We start from the raw sequence: 15,508 nt of genomic DNA, 5'->3' as shown, positions 1-15,508 counted from the left end.
AGCTAAAAAAGGGTTAAGATTGACTGAATTTATCTCTTCTAAGAGCGTTAGATTGGATCAAGAGTTGGCATCTAAGCTTAATATCGCAAGAAATCAAGTAATAAATTTAATCAAAAATGGCAATGTAAGTGTAAATAATAAAATAATAAATAAAGCCGGATTTAATCTAAATTTAGGAGATAAAATCACCATTTCAACGCCACAAATTTCTGAAATTCAAAGTGAATTTAAAGCTGATTTTGATATTGAGATTATATATGAAGATGATGATATTTTGGTGATTAATAAGCCGATTAATCTCACAATCCACCCAGCCCCAAGCGTCAAAGAAGCCACGCTTGTAGAGTGGCTAAAACAAAATGGCTACACCTTATCAAATTTAGCAGGCCAGGAGCGTGCCGGCATTGTCCATCGCTTGGATAAAGGAACTAGCGGAGTGATGGTAGTGGCTAAAAATAACGAATCTCACGCAAATTTAAGCAAACAATTAAGCACACGAGATATGGGGCGAATCTATCTACTACTTTGCGATTTAGCGCTTAAAGAAAATTGCGTGATAGATAGACCCATTGGCAGACATCCACAAAATAGATTAAAAAACGCTATAATAAGCAACGCAAAGCCCTCTAAATCAGCATTTGCCAATATCTTAACAGGCCAAAATAAGATGATAAATTTAGTCGCTGCTAAGCTATTTAGTGGGCGAACTCATCAGATTAGAGTCCATTTGGCTAGTATAAATCGCCATATTTTGGGGGATGATTTATATGGTTTTAAGAGCAATAGTGCTAAAATAGGCAGAATTTTTTTGCATGCTTATATTTTGAGATTAATTCACCCTAGAAGTAGCCAAATTATGGAATTTAAAGCCACTTTACCTAGTGAGTTTTATGGGCTAATTGGCAAGGAATTTGATAAGGAGATAGTAGATGAGAGCATTAAGGCTAATATTTTGTGTGATATCTTTAATGATATTTCTAACTGGATGTATTACAACTAAGACAACGCAGATTGACCCGAGTCTGCCTACTATTAGTGAATTAAAGACTATTAGCGATATGACAGAGATCGCTTTTGAGTGGCCGTTAATGTCGGATTATAATATTAGTGGATATCAGCTATACCGCTCTAATCCTAATGATAATAATCAATTGAATTTAATCGCTAAATTAAATGATAAATTTGCTACTCACTATGTCGATACCAATCTAGCCCCAGCGACAGAGTATCTATATGAGCTTAGAACTTATAATGAACTAGGTAATATCTCGGCTGAAGGCCAAAAAGTTAGCGCTATGACCCAACCTCTCATTGAGTCAGTTACATTTATACAAGCTCTTTATGGCTTGCCAAATAAGATAAAAGTTTTATGGCGCCCACATCCAGATCTTAGAGTGGCTTCATATATCTTAGAAAAAAGCTCACTATCAAATGATAGTTGGCATGAAGTAGCTCGCATAAATGGTAGATTAAATGTCGAATATATAGATAATGATGTTGAGCCAGGGCAGAATTATAGATATCGAATTTCAGTTAAAACATATAACGGCATAATATCAGCACCAAGCAAGGTAGTAGATGCACAGACAAAAGCATTACCAAATATGGTTATAAATTTAAGCGCTAGTGTGAATTTGCCTAAAAAAATTATCCTAACTTGGGAGCCAAATTCAAATGACGATTTTGATCATTACGCTATTTACCGAGCTACAAATGATATATTTCCTATGGCAAAGATCGCTACTACGCTAGATACAGCTTATGAAGATTTAATTAATGATAATGGGGTAAATTATTACTATAAAGTTACAGCAGTAGATAAAGATGGCCTAGAAAGCCCACGCCAAAACAACGCAGTAGTAGGCTCTACCTTAACAACTCCTAAAGAGCCGATATTTAGCTCTGCTAAATTCAATGGCTCATCAGTAGAGCTAAACTGGGATCAAGGTAGTGATTTAAGAGCTATAAAGTATAAAATCACAAAATCAAGTAGTGAAGGGGAATTTATAATATATGATATAAATTCTCAAAATTACAGCGATTTTGATGTTAGAAAAGGCTTAGAATATACATATAAAATTCAAGCAATAGATGAGTTTGGTCTAGAGTCTAAATATAGCCAAAAAGCCGTAGTGATAACGAAATAATGCCAAATTTCTTAGCTAAAAATTTAAAAGATATTAAGCTTCCTGTATCATTTGATGGAGTGGAGTTTCTTTGGGAGGCTAAAAATGGTGATGAGAAGCTGATCTACACTAAGGCTTTAAATTGCGAGTTTTGCCTTGTTGCTAAGCGTAGTGGCGACAAATTCGTAATCAAATGTGATAAGCTCTCAAGACCAGCTAGATTAGATGCTATACAAATAGCCTTAGAGGCTTATAAGCAGGTATTTGCCACTGATATTATCAGTCAAGCCACAGCAGTCAAAAAGCCTAAAAATATTAATTCTAGCGAATATATTATAAGTAGCGATGAGTTAATAGATAAAATAGATGGTTATGATAATATATTTGTAGAGATTGGATTTGGTAGTGGTAGACATCTACTCTATCAAGCTAAATCCAATCCAAAGACGCTAATTATCGGTATAGAAGTCTATAAGCCAGCGTGTATGCAAGTGGATAATCTAGCTAGGCTTAATGGGTTAAAAAATATTTTATTATTAAATTTAGATGCTAGACTTGTGATGAGTCTTCTAAGATCAAATAGCATTGATAGGCTATTTTTACACTTTCCAGTGCCGTGGCAAAAGAGCAAGATGAGAAGAGTAGTGAGCGATCAGTTTGCTATGGAGTGTAAGAGAATTTTAAAAGATGGTGGCAAATTTGAGCTAAGAAGTGATGATAGAGAGTATGCTGATTATACTATTGGCTGCTTTATGGATCTTAAAAAGGCCAATATAGAGATATATAAAAATAGATTTTTAGAAGTTTCAAGCAAATATGAAGATAGATGGATAAGGCAAAATAAAGATATTTATGATGTAATTTGCTCATTTTATGGTAATAGCGATGAGCTAAGCTTGGAGTGTGAATTTGAGTTTGCCAAGCCAAATTTGGAGCTGATAAAATCAAATTTTACCAATCAAACAATCAAAAATAGCGATCATTTTATACATTTGGAGCGAATTTATCATCTTTTAGATGGTGGAATTTTATTGCGGGTGGCATTTGGGTCATTTTATAGGCCTGAGCATAGATATCTGCTAATTACTAATGATAGTATCTTATATCTATTTAAAAAACCGCTATTAACTATAGAAAATGTCAAAGCTCATAAGAATTTAGAAGGTATGTTAAATGCGTCACATTGTAGAAGCTAGGGATTTAGTCTTAGAGTATGATAGGAGTTTTAAAGTTATAAATGGGGCTAGTTTTAATATAAATGTAAATGATTTTGTCTTTATAACCGGCAAAAGTGGTAGTGGCAAATCCACTTTAATCCGCTCAATGTATGGAGATATGGATATTAGCAGTGGTAGCTTAAATGTCTGTTTGAGTGAATTAAAGGGTATTAGCAGATCTACTTTAGCACTTTTAAGGCAAAGAGTTGGGATAATTTTTCAAGATTTTAGACTTATAAATGAGTGGAATGTAGAGCGAAATGTGATGCTACCACTTATCATTAAAGGTTATAATCAAAGCGTATGTAAAAAACAGGCTGCAAAGCTATTAAATCATGTAAATTTACTTCATAAATCTGATAAATTCCCATTAGAATTAAGCGGTGGCGAACAGCAAAGAGTAGCGATGGCAAGGGCATTAGCACACAATCCGCAATTATTATTATGCGATGAGCCAACTGGTAGCTTGGATGACTATTCTAGTGATGTTATCTGGTCACTTCTTCGCTCGGCAAAGGAGGGTTTAGGCACTTGCGTGGTGGTTGTTACACATAAAATTCCTTCAGGTCTAAGGATGGATTATCGCCACTTTGAGTTATCAAATGGAGAGATAAATGAGATCATTTAAGAGCCATATTAGTGTTATTTTTCCGCTTGTGATCTTGCTTTTTGCTATTGAGTTTAGCTTGATGCTTGGTAAGTTTGTGAGTGATTATGAGTTTAAGATGACTAGTGATTATAATATTATAATTGTCTCAGAAATCGAGCTAAATGACAATATGCTAATTCCGATTATACCAACCTTTGCTTCGCTTACTACTTTGGATGCGAATTTGATTTTAAATCGTCTTAAAAATGATATCTCGGCTAAAAATATCTCTGTATTAAAGAGTATTTTGCCTAAATTTTACTCTCTTAAATTGACTAATTTCCCATCTAAAGATGTTATGGTAAATATTAAAGCAAATTTATCTAAAATCCAAGGCGTAAAGCGAGTTGAAACCTTCTCTAAAACGCATGATCAAGTCTATAATATGCTGATATTATCTAAAAATATAGCCGATTATTTTGCGATTTTAGTTGGGCTTTTGGGGCTTGTTTTGGTATTTAAACAGATGAGAATTTGGCTTTATGAGCATAAAAGAAGAGTTGAGATTATGACGCTTTTTGGTGCGCCGTATTGGCTAAAATCAGCTATGCTTTATAAATTATCAATTATAGATAGTATTATCGCAACGACTCTTGTAGTGATATTTTATGCGATTTTTCCGGCTTTGCCAAGCTTTAAAAGTGCGATTTTTGCCGTTGGATTTGATCAGCCAAATTTAAATTTATTAAGCGATGCTACTATATTATTTGGTGTTTCAATCGGGGTTTCTATCATAGCTGTTAGCTTAGTTATGCTACTTTCAAGGCGTAGATGATGAGAATTTTACTCCTTTTTACCATATCTATTTATATGCTCTTTTCAGCAAATGTATCAGAGAAGATAAAAGATCAAAAAGATAGCATAAGCTCAGCTAAAAAGCTCGAAAATCAGATTAATAAAAAGCTTGAAGAGCTAGCTATCGATATAATCGCTGGCAATAAAGCTGTAGAGAATACCGCTAAGCAAATTGAAGAGCTATCAGAGCAGGTAGAAGCTCTAGAAGATAGCGCTCGCAACGCAAATATAGAGCTTGATAAATTAACTAGCCAAAATGGTGAATTGATTAAGAGTCAAAAAGATATGGAGCTTAGGATGATTAAGATTATAAGCGAGGATTTTGCTTATGATTTGGTTGCTCCAAATGATTATAGCGAGAGTCAAGATAGCATAATCGCAACTGAAATTTTATCAAATTTAAATAGAGTGATGAGTAGTGAGTTTAAAAAATTAGCCAAAGATTATGAAGAGACTACAAATTTGATAAAATCGCAATCAAAAAAGATTGAATCTATCAAATTTGACCTTAAAGAATTTCGCCAAAAGCAGACTGCCCTTAAATCCTTACAAAGCAAACAAAAACGAAATTTAGATATCTTAAATCAAGATAAAAATATCTATTCTAAGAAGTTAGCCGATATCAAAAAACAGCAAGATGAGATGAGAAAAACTCTTGAAAATTTACAAATTCTAGCTGCCAAACCACAAGTTCCAGCCAAAAAACAGACCCCAACTAAAGAGCAAAATAGAGCTAAAACTGATGATGTAAGAATGATTGGATCAAGCTATCAAGCAGGTAATGTAAAGCGATATAGTGGCTCTAAAACCATTGCACCTTTGGATAAATTTAGCGTAAAGCAAAAATTTGGCGATTATGTAGATCCTGTTTATAATATCAAAATTTTTAATGAATCTGTTGTGCTTCGCTCAGCCACTACAGATGCTATGGTGAAAAATGTTTTAGCTGGGACAATTGTATTTGCCAAAGAGACTCCTGTATTAGATAAGGTAGTAATAGTAGAAAATGGCAATGGAATTCACACAATTTATGCTCATTTAGATAAGATTGCTCCTACTATCAAAGTAGGCCAAAAGGTGAAAAAAGGCTATGTTATAGGGCGAGTGAAACAAGATTTGACCTTTGAGGTTACGCAAAAAAACTATCATATAAATCCACTTGAATTGATCGCTATGAATTGATTGGTTTGAATTTAATATTGATTAATGCGTTTTTTAATTTGTTTTAGATATAATTGCCAAATTTTATGGAGATGGTTATGAGTAAAAAAAAGCGAATTTTAGTTAAATTTTCTGGTGAAGCACTTGCTGGTAGTAATGGATTTGGGATTGATTCTCATATTTTAAAGTATATTGCTGGTGAGATTAAGTCTTTGGTAAATAGCGATATTGAAGTAGGCATTGTAATTGGCGGTGGTAATATAATCCGTGGTGTAAGCGCAGCCCAAGGTGGCATTATTAAAAGGACAAGTGGCGATCATATGGGGATGCTAGCTACTGTTATCAATGCTATTGCTATGCGTGAGGCGTTGGAGTATGCTGGATTAGGTGTAAGAGTCCAAAGTGCTATTAAGATGGAGGCTATATGTGAGACATTTATCACAGGTAGAGCCCAAAGACATTTAGAGAAAAAAAGAGTTGTGATATTTGCTGCTGGGACTGGAAATCCATTCTTTACTACCGATACGGCTGCTACTTTAAGGGCTGTTGAGATAAATGCTGATATGATTATCAAAGCTACAAAGGTAAATGGCGTCTATGATAAAGATCCTATGAAATTTAACGACGCAAAGCTATTAAATGAGCTAAGCTATGAAAGAGCTATGGAAGATAATATAAAAGTTATGGATGATACTGCTATAGCTTTGGCTAAGGATAATGCTCTTCCGATTGTAGTTTGTAATATGTTTGAAGATGGGAATTTATTAAAAATCGCAAATGGTGATTATACTAACTGCTCAATAGTTAAAAATTTATAAGAAGGGAATATAATGAGAATAGAAGAGATAGCCGCTAAGGCTTTAGAAGCTGTGGGTGATGATAGATATAAATTAGCGCTTTTGGTGGCTAAAAGGGCTGAAGCTATAGCAAATGGCGCACAAATTTTAGTAGATGCAAATGCTCAAAAGATGAAATATACAGATATAGCACTTTTAGAGATAGCTCAAGGTAAAGTAGCTTTAGAGGGAATAATTGAATCAAATAGATAGCGAGCAGCTCTTAGAGCAGCTTATAGATGAAGTTGTCTGTGCTAAAAGCATAGAGTCGGCAAAGGATGTTTTATACTCTGTAGCTAAGCCAACGGGGATGCTTTTAAAGGCTGTTGATTATTGTATTAGATTACATGATGGGCAGTTTAGAAAGAGTGGTGAGCCATACTCTATTCATCCGATTTTGGTTTGTTCATTTGTAGCGCATATGGGTGGCGATGAGAGTATGCTTATTGCTGCTTTGCTCCATGATGTAGTAGAAGATACAGAATGCAGTGAAGAGGAGCTACAATTTGAATTTGGCGAAGAGGTAGCGGTATTAGTGCGTGGGCTTACAAAGATTGTGGCTATTAGAGAAAATGAGCTTATAAGCTCTAGTTCTAATGAGAAATTGGCAGCTTCGGCCTTGACATTTAGAAAGATGCTTTTGGTATCTATAGAAGATGTTAGGGTTTTGATTATCAAGCTTTGTGATAGATTACACAATATGCTAACTTTGGATGTATTAAGACCAGAGAAACAAAAGCGAATTTCAGAAGAGACCTTGGTAGTGTATGCGCCAATCGCTCATAGACTCGGTATATCATCTATTAAGAATATATTAGAGGATTTAAGCTTTAAATATGTTATGCCTAAAGAGTATGCTGGGATAGATTCATATATAAATGAGCATAAGCAACAACTTCAATTAAAGATAAATTCATTTAGTCAAAAGGTTAGCGAAAAGCTTTTGGCAAATGGCTTTTCTGAAGATAGCTTTGTTATGCAAAAGAGAATTAAACACTACTACTCAATATATCTTAAAATGCAACGAAAAGGGATAAGCTTAGAAGAGGTTTTGGATCTTTTGGCTGTTAGAATTTTAGTCCATAATCCAAAAGATTGCTATTTGGCACTTGGGATTATACATATGAATTTTAACCCATTAATATCAAGATTTAAAGATTATATCGCCTTGCCAAAGCAAAATGGATATCAAACTATCCATACAACGATCTTTGATGATAAAACTATTATAGAAGCTCAAATTCGCTCATTTGACATGCATAAAACCGCAGAGTATGGGGTGGCGGCTCATTGGAAGTATAAAAGCGGCGGCTTGGTATCACCTAAGCTTGATTGGCTAAGTGATATTAAAGCTCAAGAGAGCGATGATAAGAGCATTGAGGATCTATATGAGTATGCTAAGGATAGCTTATATGTAGAAGATATCGCTGTCTATTCTCCAAAAGGTGGGATTTTCACACTTCCTAGGGGTGCTACGGCTTTGGATTATGCGTATGAAATTCACTCCGAAGTTGGCCTACACGCTAAAGAAGCTTATATAAATAGGATAAAGGTTCCTTTATTAACTGAGTTAAAAAATGGAGATATAGTCCGTATTATCACAGGAGATGAGGCCAAATATCGTTGTAGTTGGCTTGATAGTGTTAAGACTGGGAAGGCTAGGGCGACTATTAGAAGTTTTTGTCGCCAAAAGTTGCGTGATATAAACTATCAAGTATCGATTGATATTTTGTCGGCTATATTTAATGTCAATGAAGCTAAAATTTTGGAGTGGTTAGAAGAAGAGGGATTAAGCAAAAAGATCTCAAAAATAGCCACAGACTCTGTCTATCTACAAGAGGTAGTCCAAATTTTAGATACTCACTCTAAAAAAGATAAGCTATTTTCGCTTAAATTTAGCGATAAACACGAGGTTAAAAAGCAGAAATTTGACAATATAGTTGTATATTCAAATTTCACTATTAAGAGTGTGGATTTTGACTATTGTTGTAACCCAAAACGGGGCGATGATATCATAGGATTTAGAAATAATAGCAATGTTACAGTCCATCACAAACTATGTGAGAGAGCCGCAAAATTGATGAGCGATAAAGAGGAGATGATCTTTGTCAAATGGACTAGAAATGCTCCGCATAGATATAAGGTTATTGTAAGTATCGAAAACAAAAGAGGAAGTTTGGCTGAATTTTTAACATATTTAGCTAAACTCAATATTGATTTAGTTACTATCACGCTTAGCGAGAGTGATGATTTGATAGCGGCTGATTATTTCGATGTTGTAATAGAGCTTAGCGATAATCTAGATAGCTCTGTGATTAGAGATAGATTAAAGGATCGTTATAAGATAGCTGAATTTAGCTCTCTAAGTGACGCATATAAAAATTAAGGAAGATTATGATAGCTAAAATTATGAGTGAGATCAAGCGTGGAACCGCTGAGATAATTGATTATGAGAGAATTGAAAAATTGATTAAAGATTACTATGAAAATGGTAAAAATTTCTATATCAAGGCGGGATTTGATCCGACTGCCCCTGATCTTCATCTAGGTCATACAGTGGTGTTAAATAAGATGAGATTACTTCAAGATCACGGCGGTATCGTTCAATTTTTGATAGGTGATTTCACTGCTAAAATCGGTGATCCAACTGGTAAAAGCGTTACTAGAAAGATTTTGAGTGATGATGTTATAGCACAAAATGCCAAAACCTATAAAGAGCAGGTTTTTAAAATATTAGACGAAAGTAAAACTGAAGTAATGTTTAATTCTGCTTGGCTAAATAGCCTTGGTGCTGATGGATTAATAGCCCTTGCTAGCACATTTAATGTAGCTAGAATGCTTGAGCGTGATGACTTTACTAAGCGATATAAGGCTGAAACTCCTATAGCTATAAGTGAGTTTTTGTATCCACTTTTACAAGGCTATGATAGCGTTGCGATGAAGTGCGATATAGAGATGGGTGGAACGGATCAGAAATTTAATCTTTTAATGGGTAGAACTCTTGGTCGCACATATAATATAGGAAAAGAACAAGCTATCATTATGATGCCACTTCTAGTTGGTCTTGATGGTGTCAATAAAATGAGTAAAAGCCTTGGTAACTATATCGGTGTTACTGAATCTGCTAAGGATATCTTCGCTAAAACTTTGAGTATTAGTGATGAGCTTATGTGGGTTTGGTATGAGCTATTAAGTAGTTTAAGTGGTGATGAGATTGAGAAGCTTAAAAATGATGTCAAAAGTGGAGCTTTGCATCCTAAGGTTGCTAAGGAGAATTTGGCTTTAGAGTTGGCTGCTAGATTTAATAGCATTAAAGAAGCTCAAGCTGCTAGAGATGAGTTTAATAGAGTCCATGCTAAGGGTGAATTGCCAAGCGATATGGCTAAATTTGAGATTAATGCTGATGATATTTGGATAGTTGAAGCGCTTAGTTTGTGTAAGTTAGTTGGGTCAAATTCAGATGCTCGTCGCCACATTAAGGCAAATGCTGTTAGTGTAAATCAGGCCAAAATTAGTGATGAGCAGCTTAGACTTTCTAAGGGTGAGTATGTATTACAAGTTGGTAAAAAAGCTTATGCTAGATTAGAGGTAAAATAATGGAATTAAAAAGTTTAAAAATCGGAAAATATGCGATCAAATACCCTATTATCCAAGGTGGTATGGGGCTTGGCATAAGCTGGAATAAATTAGCTGGTAATGTCAGTTTAAATGGTGGTTTGGGTGTTATCAGCTCTGTTGGTACTGGATATTATGAGCATAGAGCTCACATCACTAAAGAGCTAAACTCAAAACCATATGATAGTGTGAATTTCTACTCTAGAGAGGGATTTAAGGCTATAATCGATAATGCGCGTAAAATTTGCGGAGATAAACCGCTAGCTGCTAATATAATGTGTGCTAGTAATGATTATGCTAGAATAGTCAAAGATGCTTGCGAACATGGCATTAATATCATAATTTCAGGTGCTGGACTTCCTACGAATTTGCCTGAGCTTACTAAGGGATTTGCCGATGTGGCTTTGGTGCCGATCATTAGCTCGGCTAAGGCTTTAAAGATAATTTGTAAAAGATGGTATGATAGATATAATAGACTACCAGATGCTGTGGTGCTAGAAGGGCCACTTAGTGGCGGACATCAGGGATTTACATATGAGCAGTGCTTAGATCCAAACTATCAGCTTGAGAATTTGATTAAACCTGTTGTAGATGAGGCATCTAAATGGGCTGATATAGGCGGAAATCCTATCCCTGTGGTGGCAGCTGGTGGGATATGGGATCATGATGATATAGCTAAGTTTATAAATCTTGGAGCGAGTGGCGTTCAGATGGGGACTAGATTTATCGGGACTTATGAGTGCGATGCTGCTGATGGGTTTAAAGAGGTCTTACTAGCGGCTAAAAAAGAGGATATTAGACTTATTAAAAGCCCTGTTGGATATCCGGCTCGTGGGATTCAGACAAATTTACTTGATCTAGTAGATAAAAAGGCTGGGCCAAAAATTCAGTGTATTAGCAACTGCGTCTCTCCATGCCAAAGGGGCAAAGAGGCTAAGCAAGTTGGGTATTGTATCGCTGATAGGCTCTATGATGCTGTAAGTGGCAATAAAGAAACGGGACTATTTTTCAGTGGTGCTAATGGATATAGGCTAAATGAGATAATTAGCGTTAAAGAGCTTATTAAAAAGTTGGTTTATGGGGAAAATAGTTAAGCTTTTATTGCCGTTTTTTTTTGCTATTTTTGCTTTTGGTGGTGGTGTTTTTGATGATTTTGATAATAAATTTACCAAGGCAAATAAGCAAGATAGAATTCAAATCTATCATGAGTTAAAAGGAGTATATCTAAACTCGATATTAAATGATAATGAGAAGTTAAAATTAGAGAGCTTAAAAAGATTAGTTAGCGGTGCTAAGATACTTGGGATTGATGATAGCGTATATGCCAAAGAGCTAAAAAGTATAGAGAATAAAAAAGATGAAAAGCCTAAAGCCACCGCAGAAAATAAAACCCAAACCCAAAATAAAACTGAAACAAAAAATCAAGCAAAAACCCAAAATAAAGCTCAAGCCACAAAGCAAGAAAAAGCTCAAGCTAAAGCGGATGAGAAAAGTCAAAATAAAACAGATAATAAAACACCGGCAAAAGCTGAAGCAAAAGCCGCAACAAAAACGGCAGTAAAAACCACGGCGAAAAGTGAAAACAAAAGCAATCAAATAGCCAAAATTCTATCGCTATCAAGCTCCAAAAATGCTTTTGTCGTGAATTTAAATACCAATAGCAATAAGATTGATATCAAGACTTCTGAGCTAAATCAGAGTAAATCATATCGCAAGATATTTGAATTTGATGGGGTATTAACTACCAAATATGAGAATAAAAAATCTCAAATTTCAGATCATATAAGAGTAGCGCAATTTAATAAAGAGCGAGTTAGAATTGTTTTTACCGATGATAAAGAGCAGGATATAGAGTATAAATTTGATGGCAATAGCATAGTTTTCACACTCAAAAATAGCAAAAACACAACCCAAAAAGCCACCACAAAAGCAGTATTAAAAACAGATAAAAAGCCAACAACACAAAAAAATAGCCAAAAAACACCTACTAAGGTAGCAAATCAAGCCAAAGGAAAGATTGTAGTATTAGATGCTGGCCATGGCGGTAAGGACGCTGGGGCTGTGGGCAAAAATAAATTATATGAAAAAAATATTGTATTAAATATAGCGCTAGAAGCTGGCAAAATACTAAAAAATCGTGGATATAAAGTCTATTATACAAGGAGCAATGATAAATTTATCAATCTTAGAGATCGCACAAGCTTTGCTAATGAAAAAAAGGCCGATATCTTCATCTCCATTCACGCAAACGCCGCTCCAAATGAGAAAAAAGCCAAAGAGATGCAAGGTATCGAGACATATTTTCTAAGCCCTACTAGAAGCGAGCGAAGTATGCAAGCTGCGAATTTGGAAAATAAAGCTGATACTGATGAGATGAATTATTTCACTAAAATTAGCTATCTAAATTTCTTAAATAGAGAAAAGATCATCGCATCTAATAAACTTGCTATTGATGTCCAATCAAATCTTTTAAGTGCGGTTAAATCTAAATTTAAAGTCGTAGATGGTGGCGTTAGAGAGGCTCCATTTTGGGTTTTGGTGGGGGCTTTGATGCCTGCTGTTTTGATAGAGGCTGGATATATAACTCATACAAATGATCATAAACTACTATCAAACAAAAGCTACACAGATAAAATCGCTCTTGGTATAGCAGATGGAATTGATGATTATTTTGCGAAAAATCAATGATAAATTACCAAAATAACACACTTTATAACTCTAAATTTGATGATATATATTTTAATACTTATGAGCCTTTAAAAGAGTGCGAATATACCTATAGTAGTGCCTTAGATGAGGTAGATAAAGATGAAATTGTGGTGGCTGAGGCTGGATTTGGTGCGGGGCTAAATCTCTATTGTACTCTTAAAAAGTTTAAAACTCTAAATAAAAAGAGCCTACACTATATCGCAGTTGAAAAGTATCCATTTACTAAAGATGAGTTAAATACTATCTATAATGACCTTGGGCTTGATGGTGTTATATATGGGGAGTTTTTGGATAGTTATTATATTATCCCAAATTCGCTTTTAAGGATAAATCTAGGCTCAAATATCACTATTGATATATATTTTGGTGATATTTTGGAGTTTTTAGATGAGTGTGATTTTAGGGCTGATATATGGTATTTAGATGGTTTTGCCCCTAGCAAAAATCCGCAAATGTGGAGCGAAGAGTTCATATCAAATTTAGCCGCTTATTCTAATAAAAATGCGATTATTAGGAGTTTTAGCACTGCTAGAGTTGTGCGTGATAGGCTTAGTCAAAATGGATTTGAGATATATAAATTAAAGGGCTATCATAAAAAGCGAGAGATGTTAAAAGCGATCTGTATAACTCCAAAATCTAAGATAAAAAAGCAAATTTGGTTTGAGCCGCCAACTATCACAAAGCCTAATAGAGTTTTGGTAGTTGGTGCTGGTATAGCTGGATTATCGATAGCTACTATGCTTCAAAATGCTGGATTTGAAGTGATCGTAGCTGAGAGCAATAATCAAGCCGCCACCGGTGCTAGCTCAAATTTAGCCGGTGTTTGCGCACCGCTCATTACGCAACCTGGGGTGATTTTGGGTGATATGCATATTAGCTCATTTTTATTAGCTAGGCAATTTTATAGCCGTTTTGGTGGTGAGTTTGTGGATTTTTGTGGATGTGATGAGTATTTGATAAATGATAAAATGCTTAGTAAATTCAACCACAAAAGCGAATTTTTTACAATTAGTAGCGATAAATATCCTAAGGCAAATATAAGCTTAGCTATGCAAATTATGCCTAAAAATCTTTGTCAAAGCCTAGCTAAAGAGCTTGATATACTCTATAATCATGAAGTAAAATCTCTCAAACACCTTGGTAGTGGCTATGAGATTGGCTTTGATGGACTAAATGGGATTAAGGCGGATTTGGTGATTTTTGCTAATGGAAATAGGGCTAGGGAACTTTTTATAAGTGAGTTTAATGATCCATATATGCAACTTAGCAGCGTTCGTGGGCAGACTACGATGGTAAGTGAGTTTATAAATCTCAATAGACCACTTAGCGCTAGGGGATATATCACAAAGGCGATTGATAAAATTCAGCTAATAGGTGCTAGTTACGCTAGGGGCGATGAGTATGCCTTGCCTAGGGATAGTGATGATGAGTCAAATTTGGCTTTGGTAAGTGAGTTTATAGATGGTAAAAATATAGATATAATTGGCTCAAATGTTGGATTTAGGGGTTATAGCGGGGATAGATTTCCTGTAATTGGTGGGATACATAACGCTAGTGAGTATATGCGAATTTATAGTTCGCTCTTATGGACAAAGGCTAAATCAACTCACCAAAATCCGATATACCATCCAAATATTTTGATATCAGCAGCTCACGGATCAAGGGGGCTTAGCACTGGAATTTTGGGGGCTAATATGCTATTAGATATGGTTTTGGGGCGTCAAATTTGCGTTAAAAAGAGCGTAATTAATGCTCTAAATCCATCAAGATTTCTAATTAGAAAACTAAAAAAAGGCTTAGTAAAATCAAGTAGCTAAAATAATAAGCTAAGTCAATTATAAATTTAGTTAAAATTACCAAAAGCTTATAAAAGGATTAAAATGTATTGGCAAGATACGCAAATAGCAGTTGTGGAGTGCGATGGTAGGTTTTTTGCTTTAAATGGCTGGAATGATGAGTGCTTTGATAGATGTTGGGAGTGTTCTAGCAAGGATGGCAAGAGATTTGATAATATTGTAGGCGATGAGACATATCGAATTTGGTGCGATGAAAATGGCGTTAGGTTGGAGCAAAACTGCTTTGGTGCTAAGGATAGTATAGAGTATATGTATAAGGTTTTGGTGCCGTATTCTGGGGCGGCAAATAGCGTAAATGGCGAGATTTTACGAGCTGTTTTAGCTATAGAAAATGGCGAGTCATATAGAAGTGGAGCTATAAAATTTATAAATTCACATATAGATAATAGTGAGATTTTAACTCTTTTAGGCTCTTTAAAAGATGGCGATATGAGTAAATTTAGCGAGTTTAAAAGTATTGTCGAGAGCTATATCTATACTAAGTTTTTGGCAAATGAATTTATAGATAATTTTGTTGATTTTGAAGATTTGGCAGATTGACTCT

The 15,508-nt window shown here is 35.0% G+C and carries 14 protein-coding genes; all 14 read left to right on the top strand.

What is annotated here, in order from left to right; translation table 11 throughout:
- Window positions 1-19: 19 nt before the first annotated feature.
- The 14 genes from CCAL9328_RS08000 to CCAL9328_RS07935 all read left to right on the top strand — a co-directional run bounded on the left by CCAL9328_RS08000 (window position 20) and on the right by CCAL9328_RS07935 (window position 15,504).
- On the top strand, window positions 20-1,000 hold the full coding sequence (locus tag CCAL9328_RS08000) for an RluA family pseudouridine synthase (RefSeq protein WP_096021849.1): 981 nt from the start codon (window positions 20-22) through the stop codon (window positions 998-1,000).
- Window positions 930-2,147, top strand: a complete 1,218-nt coding sequence (locus CCAL9328_RS07995; protein WP_170000416.1) for a fibronectin type III domain-containing protein — start codon at window positions 930-932, stop codon at window positions 2,145-2,147. The genes CCAL9328_RS08000 and CCAL9328_RS07995 overlap by 71 nt, the downstream gene beginning before the upstream one ends.
- Window positions 2,147-3,322 (top strand): tRNA (guanosine(46)-N7)-methyltransferase TrmB, encoded by a 1,176-nt coding sequence (trmB, locus tag CCAL9328_RS07990; protein WP_096024318.1) that lies wholly within the window; start codon window positions 2,147-2,149, stop codon window positions 3,320-3,322. The genes CCAL9328_RS07995 and trmB overlap by 1 nt, the downstream gene beginning before the upstream one ends.
- Window positions 3,300-3,971 (top strand): cell division ATP-binding protein FtsE, encoded by a 672-nt coding sequence (locus CCAL9328_RS07985; RefSeq protein ID WP_096013383.1) that lies wholly within the window; start codon window positions 3,300-3,302, stop codon window positions 3,969-3,971. Before trmB ends, CCAL9328_RS07985 begins: the two co-directional genes overlap by 23 nt.
- Window positions 3,958-4,767, top strand: a complete 810-nt coding sequence (locus tag CCAL9328_RS07980; RefSeq protein ID WP_170000415.1) for a cell division protein FtsX — start codon at window positions 3,958-3,960, stop codon at window positions 4,765-4,767. Before CCAL9328_RS07985 ends, CCAL9328_RS07980 begins: the two co-directional genes overlap by 14 nt.
- Window positions 4,767-5,969 carry a murein hydrolase activator EnvC family protein gene (locus tag CCAL9328_RS07975; RefSeq protein WP_502707300.1) on the top strand — a complete coding sequence of 401 codons (1,203 nt, stop codon included), beginning with the start codon at window positions 4,767-4,769 and terminating at the stop codon, window positions 5,967-5,969. Before CCAL9328_RS07980 ends, CCAL9328_RS07975 begins: the two co-directional genes overlap by 1 nt.
- A gap of 77 nt (window positions 5,970-6,046) precedes the next feature.
- Complete coding sequence (gene pyrH / locus CCAL9328_RS07970; RefSeq protein WP_096021831.1) at window positions 6,047-6,766, top strand: UMP kinase; 720 nt, start codon at window positions 6,047-6,049, stop codon at window positions 6,764-6,766.
- 12 nt (window positions 6,767-6,778) lie between these two features.
- Entirely contained in the window at window positions 6,779-6,997 is a 219-nt protein-coding gene (locus CCAL9328_RS07965; RefSeq protein ID WP_086224742.1) for a DNA-directed RNA polymerase subunit omega, read from the top strand.
- The gene (locus CCAL9328_RS07960; protein WP_170000413.1) at window positions 6,981-9,170 is read left to right on the top strand and encodes a RelA/SpoT family protein; all 2,190 of its coding nucleotides are present in this window, start codon (window positions 6,981-6,983) and stop codon (window positions 9,168-9,170) included. Before CCAL9328_RS07965 ends, CCAL9328_RS07960 begins: the two co-directional genes overlap by 17 nt.
- Before the next feature lie 5 nt (window positions 9,171-9,175).
- Complete coding sequence (gene tyrS, locus CCAL9328_RS07955; RefSeq protein ID WP_236847195.1) at window positions 9,176-10,381, top strand: tyrosine--tRNA ligase; 1,206 nt, start codon at window positions 9,176-9,178, stop codon at window positions 10,379-10,381.
- Window positions 10,381-11,493: a nitronate monooxygenase gene (locus CCAL9328_RS07950; RefSeq protein ID WP_096028498.1), complete on the top strand. Its 1,113-nt coding sequence runs from the start codon at window positions 10,381-10,383 to the stop codon at window positions 11,491-11,493. The genes tyrS and CCAL9328_RS07950 overlap by 1 nt, the downstream gene beginning before the upstream one ends.
- Window positions 11,477-13,087, top strand: coding sequence for an N-acetylmuramoyl-L-alanine amidase family protein (locus CCAL9328_RS07945; RefSeq protein ID WP_170000412.1), 1,611 nt, complete (start codon window positions 11,477-11,479; stop codon window positions 13,085-13,087). Before CCAL9328_RS07950 ends, CCAL9328_RS07945 begins: the two co-directional genes overlap by 17 nt.
- Complete coding sequence (gene mnmC, locus CCAL9328_RS07940; RefSeq protein WP_170000411.1) at window positions 13,084-14,925, top strand: bifunctional tRNA (5-methylaminomethyl-2-thiouridine)(34)-methyltransferase MnmC2/FAD-dependent 5-carboxymethylaminomethyl-2-thiouridine(34) oxidoreductase MnmC1; 1,842 nt, start codon at window positions 13,084-13,086, stop codon at window positions 14,923-14,925. Before CCAL9328_RS07945 ends, mnmC begins: the two co-directional genes overlap by 4 nt.
- A 63-nt stretch (window positions 14,926-14,988) precedes the next feature.
- The gene (locus CCAL9328_RS07935) at window positions 14,989-15,504 is read left to right on the top strand and encodes a hypothetical protein (RefSeq protein ID WP_170000410.1); all 516 of its coding nucleotides are present in this window, start codon (window positions 14,989-14,991) and stop codon (window positions 15,502-15,504) included.
- Window positions 15,505-15,508 lie beyond the last annotated feature (4 nt).

The sequence above is a fragment of the Campylobacter sp. RM9328 genome, assembly GCF_012978615.1.
Note: the sequence above shows the minus strand (reverse complement) of the source record. Positions and strands in the feature narration are given on the sequence as shown.

Bases quoted from the DNA above. Each gene is read 5' to 3' on its own strand.
- CCAL9328_RS07995 (WP_170000416.1), top strand. From the start codon at position 930: ATGAGAGCATTAAGGCTAATATTTTGTGTGATATCTTTAATGATATTT.
- trmB (WP_096024318.1), top strand. From the start codon at position 2,147: ATGCCAAATTTCTTAGCTAAAAATTTAAAAGATATTAAGCTTCCTGTA.
- CCAL9328_RS07985 (WP_096013383.1), top strand. From the start codon at position 3,300: ATGCGTCACATTGTAGAAGCTAGGGATTTAGTCTTAGAGTATGATAGG.
- CCAL9328_RS07980 (WP_170000415.1), top strand. From the start codon at position 3,958: ATGAGATCATTTAAGAGCCATATTAGTGTTATTTTTCCGCTTGTGATC.
- CCAL9328_RS07975 (WP_502707300.1), top strand. From the start codon at position 4,767: ATGAGAATTTTACTCCTTTTTACCATATCTATTTATATGCTCTTTTCA.
- pyrH (WP_096021831.1), top strand. From the start codon at position 6,047: ATGAGTAAAAAAAAGCGAATTTTAGTTAAATTTTCTGGTGAAGCACTT.
- CCAL9328_RS07965 (WP_086224742.1), top strand. From the start codon at position 6,779: ATGAGAATAGAAGAGATAGCCGCTAAGGCTTTAGAAGCTGTGGGTGAT.
- CCAL9328_RS07950 (WP_096028498.1), top strand. From the start codon at position 10,381: ATGGAATTAAAAAGTTTAAAAATCGGAAAATATGCGATCAAATACCCT.
- CCAL9328_RS07945 (WP_170000412.1), top strand. From the start codon at position 11,477: ATGGGGAAAATAGTTAAGCTTTTATTGCCGTTTTTTTTTGCTATTTTT.
- mnmC (WP_170000411.1), top strand. From the start codon at position 13,084: ATGATAAATTACCAAAATAACACACTTTATAACTCTAAATTTGATGAT.
- CCAL9328_RS07935 (WP_170000410.1), top strand. From the start codon at position 14,989: ATGTATTGGCAAGATACGCAAATAGCAGTTGTGGAGTGCGATGGTAGG.